Raw genomic sequence first — 4,299 nt, forward strand, 5'->3', positions numbered from 1 at the left:
GGGCCGCCCCTCGCCCCGCCGCGAGGGCCCCGCGTCGCGCGCAGCCGCACGCGCCCTGCCGCGCGCAGGCGGGCGGGCCCTACCCCGCGTGGACCTGGCGGTCGAAGAACCCCTTCACCTTCCTGAGCGCGTCGCAGAGCACGGCCTCCTCCTCCTCGCTCAGACCCGCGAGGGCCTCCTCGATGAGGCGCTGGTGGAAGAGGTGGTGGGCGCGGTACACCTGCCGGCCGCGCTTGGTGAGTGAGACGAGCACGCGCCGGCGGTCGGCCTCGTCGCGCACGCGCGCCACGAACCCCTTCTCCACCAGGCGGTTCACGGCGATGGTGAGCGTGGCGAGCGTCACGTCGAGGCGCGCGGCCACCACGTTCATGGGGTTCTCGTCGCGGTACCCCACGGCCTCGATGGTGTGGATCTCGGTGATGGTGAGCCCCTCGGTCAGGCGGTTCTCAAGCGCGCGCTCCTCGACGCGGAGGATGGAGTTGAACGTGCCGGAGAGGAGGTCGTCGACTTCGCGGCGGCGCGCGATGGCCTGGTCGTTCATGGGCAGCCTGCTTCTCTGGATTGAGGGTCGGAAGGATACCGGCTCATGGTAGCATGTCACCTCAGCTTCATCGAGTACAATGTCAACCCAAGCAAAGACGGCCAGAGCAGCGGAAACGCGGAAGCGCGGAACGGGTCGGCGCGGAACGGGTCGGCGCGGGACCGCGGTTTTCGCCCCGTCGCCTGCGCGGCCGCGGGCGCCGAGTGAAAGGCAGGTGAGGCACGTGGAGCGGGAGAAGTTCGCCTCGCGCCTGGGGTTCATCCTCATCAGCGCGGGGTGCGCCATCGGGCTGGGCAACGTCTGGCGCTTCCCCTACGTCACGGGCGAGTACGGCGGCGCGGCGTTCGTGCTGCTGTACCTCGTGTTCCTCGTGATCCTCGGGCTGCCCATCATGTGCATGGAGTTCGCCGTGGGGCGCGCGAGCCGCAAGAGCATCGCGGGCGCCTTCGACGCGCTCGAGCCCGCCGGCTCGCGCTGGCACGCGTTCAAGTGGGTGGGCATCGCGGGCAACTACCTGCTCGTGATGTTCTACACCACGGTGGCCGGCTGGATGCTCGCCTACGTCCCGAAGATGGCCTCCGGCCAGCTCGCAGGCGCCACGTCAGCTGACACGGCAGCCGCCTTCGACGCGCTGCTCGCCAACCCCGCCGAGCTCGTCACGTGGATGGCCGCGGTGTGCGCCGTCGCCTTCGTCGTGTGCTCGATGGGCCTGCAGAAGGGCGTGGAGCGCATCACGAAGGTGATGATGCTCGCGCTTTTGGGCATCATGGGCGTGCTCGTGGTGCGCGCGGTCACGCTGCCGGGCGCCGAGGCGGGCATCGCGTTCTACCTCGCGCCCGACTTCGGCAAGATCTTCGCCGACGCGCCCACGTTCTTCGAGGCGGCCTACGCGGCCATGGGCCAGGCGTTCTTCACGCTGTCGGTGGGCATGGGCGGCATGGCCATCTTCGGCAGCTACATCGGGCGCGACCGCACGCTTCTGGGCGAGGCGGCCACCATCGGCGCGCTCGACACGATGGTGGCGCTGGCCACGGGCCTCATCATCTTCCCCGCGTGCTTCGCGTTCGGCGTGGCGCCCGACTCCGGCCCGGGGCTCGTGTTCATCACGCTGCCGGCGGTGTTCGAGCAGATGTGGATGGGGCAGCTGTGGGGGACGCTGTTCTTCGTGTTCATGAGCTTCGCGGCGCTCTCCACCGTCATCGGCGTGTTCGAGAACATCCTGAGCTTCGCCATGGACCAGTTCGGCTGGACGCGCTGGCGCGCCGTGGCGGTGAACCTGGCGGCCATCCCGCTGCTCTCGCTGCCGTGCGCGCTCGGGTTCAACGTGCTTGCGGGCGCGGTCGTCCCCGGCATCGGCGACATCCAGGCCGTCGAGGACTTCCTCGTCTCGAGCAACGTCATGCCCTTGGGCTCGCTCGTGTTCGTGGCGTTCTGCGTGAGCCGGCGCGGCTGGGGCTGGGAGGCGTTCGTCGCCGAGGCGAACGCGGGGCGCGGCCTGCGCTTCCCCGCGTGGCTCAAGCCCTGGATGCGCTTCGGCGCGCCCGTGCTCGTGGCGATCATCCTCGTGATGGGGTGGGCGCCCATCGTGGCCGCCTGGGCGGGGTAAGGCCGCCCGTCGCCTTCGGGTGCTCGCCGCGCTCGCGCCGTGCCGCGTTGCGCGCCGCTACCCTTGCAGCAGGTCGAGCAGCTCCTCGCGGGTGAGGCCCGCGAGCCCGGAGGCGCTCGAGGCGGCCCCGCCGATGACGCTCTCGGCGAGCTCCACCTTCGCCTGCTGCAGCGCGAGGATGCGCTCCTCGACGGTGTCCTTCGCGATCACCTTGTACACGCTCACCACGTCCTCCTGTCCGATGCGGTGCGCGCGGTCGGTGGCCTGGTCGGTGGCCGCGGCGTTCCACCACGGGTCGGCGTGGATGACCACCGAGGCGCCCGTGAGGTTGAGCCCCGTGCCGCCCGCCTTGAGCGAGATGAGGAACGCCGGCGTGTCGTCGGCGTTGAAGGCGTCCACCAGCTCGAGGCGCCGCTTCTTCGGCGTGGCGCCCGTGATGCGGAAGTAGGGCACCTCGCGCGCCTCGAGCTCGGCGGCGATCAGATCGAGGTAGCTTGTGAACTGGGAGAACACGAGCGCCTTCGCGCCGGCGTCGCGCGATTGCTCCACCAGGTCCACGATGGCCGGCATCTTCGCCGCCCCGCCGCGGTAGTTCTCGAACAGGAGCGCCGGGTCGAGCGCGATCTGGCGCAGCCGCATGAGCTCGGCGAGCACCTCCACGCGCGACTTCTCGGGCACGGGGCCCCCGCCGCGCGCCTGCGTCGCCTTCTTCTGCACGTTGAGCTCCTGGCGCAGCTGCTGCTCGGCGGCGTCGTAGAGGCGGCGCTGCTCGCGCTCGAGCGGCACGTACACCACGGTCTCGAGCTTGTCGGGCAGGTCGGGCAGCACCTGGTCCTTGCGGCGGCGCAGGACGAACGGCCCCACGAGCGACTGCAGGCGCCGCGCGAGGTCCTCGTCGCCGCCGAGGATGCCGAGCTCGAAGCGCTCGCGGAAGCGCGCGTAGGAGCCCAGGAAACCTGGCATGAGGAAGTCGAAGATCGACCAGATCTCCGAGAGGCGGTTCTCCACGGGCGTGCCGGTGAGCGCGAAGCGGTGGCGCGCGCGCAGGCGCTTGACGGCGCGCGTGGTGAGCGTGGCGTGGTTCTTGATGTACTGGGCCTCGTCGAGCACGCAGCAGAAGAGGTCGGCCTGCTCGAGCTCGCGCACGTCGATGCGCGCGAGGTCGTACGAGGTCACGAGCACGTCGACGCCGCGCTCGGCGCGGATCGCCGCGCGCTCGCGGCGCGGCCCCTCCACCGCGCGCACGGAGAGCCCCGGCGCGAAGGCGGCGAACTCGGCGAGCCAGTTGTACACGAGCGAGGCCGGGCACACGATGAGCGAGGGGCCCGCCGCGCGCGCCTCGGCCGCGCGCGCAAGCAGGAAGCTGATGAGCTGCACCGACTTGCCGAGCCCCATCTCGTCGGCCAGGATGCCGCCGAACCCCAGGTCGGCCAGCGCGCTCATCCAGCGGAACCCCTCGCGCTGGTAGGGGCGCAGCGTGCGCGCGAGCGCGTCCGGCACGGCGTAGGCGGCCTGGTCGATGCGGTGGAAGCGCTCCGCGTAGCTCTCGAACGACGCGTCGCGCCGCGCCTCGGAGAACTCGCGGTCGAGGTAGAACGCGCGGTAGGTGGGCAGCTCCACGTGCCCGCCCGCCAGCTCGGCGGCGCTGATCCCCAGGTCGTCCACGAGGCGCTCGAGCTCGCTCAGGTCGTGGTCGCGCATGTCGAGGAACGCCCCGCTGCGCAGGCGGTGGAACCGCTTGCGGCGGCGGTAGCTCGCCAGCAGCGCGGCGAGCTCGCCGGCGTCGAGGTCGGCGGCCGACACGTCGAGGTTGACGAGGTTGCCGGCGATGGAGAGCCCCATGCTCACGCGCGGCTTCTTGTCGGAGAGGAGCCGGTCGAAGGCGGGCGTGGTGAACACCTCGCCGAGCGCGCGGAACTGCGCGAGGCCGCCGAACAGAAGCGCGCCCGCGGCGCGGTCGTCCGCGAGCATCAGCGTGTTGTCGGCGTCGAAGAACGCCTGGACGAGGCGCACGGCGCGCCCCTCGAGCACCTCGTCGCGCAGGGGGGCGAGGGCGGGGAAGGGGGCGTCCGGGCCGCCGGCGGACGCGGGCGTGGACGCGCCGCTGGCGGGCGCGGTGCCGCTGGCGGTAGGCACGGCGCCGCCCGCCTCG

Annotated in this window: 3 protein-coding genes; 1 reads left to right on the forward strand and 2 read right to left on the reverse strand. The window is 71.7% G+C overall.

Annotated features, from left to right (window positions below):
• Positions 1 to 79 precede the first annotated feature (79 nt).
• A complete protein-coding gene (locus HRL41_RS11600) occupies positions 80 to 541 on the reverse strand; it encodes a MarR family winged helix-turn-helix transcriptional regulator (protein WP_172137158.1) in 462 nt (153 codons plus the stop codon).
• Between the two features lie 214 nt (positions 542 to 755).
• Between HRL41_RS11600 and HRL41_RS11605 the strand changes: the two genes are divergently transcribed.
• A complete protein-coding gene (locus tag HRL41_RS11605) occupies positions 756 to 2,147 on the forward strand; it encodes a sodium-dependent transporter (protein WP_371808849.1) in 1,392 nt (463 codons plus the stop codon).
• A gap of 57 nt (positions 2,148 to 2,204) precedes the next feature.
• Here the strand turns inward: HRL41_RS11605 and HRL41_RS11610 are convergent.
• Positions 2,205 to 4,299: DEAD/DEAH box helicase (locus tag HRL41_RS11610; RefSeq protein ID WP_172137160.1), on the reverse strand; the 2,095-nt coding region annotated here is incomplete at its 5' end.

The organism is Adlercreutzia sp. ZJ473, from assembly GCF_013185065.1.
In the GTDB taxonomy this organism is placed as follows: Bacteria; Actinomycetota; Coriobacteriia; order Coriobacteriales; family Eggerthellaceae; genus CAAEEV01.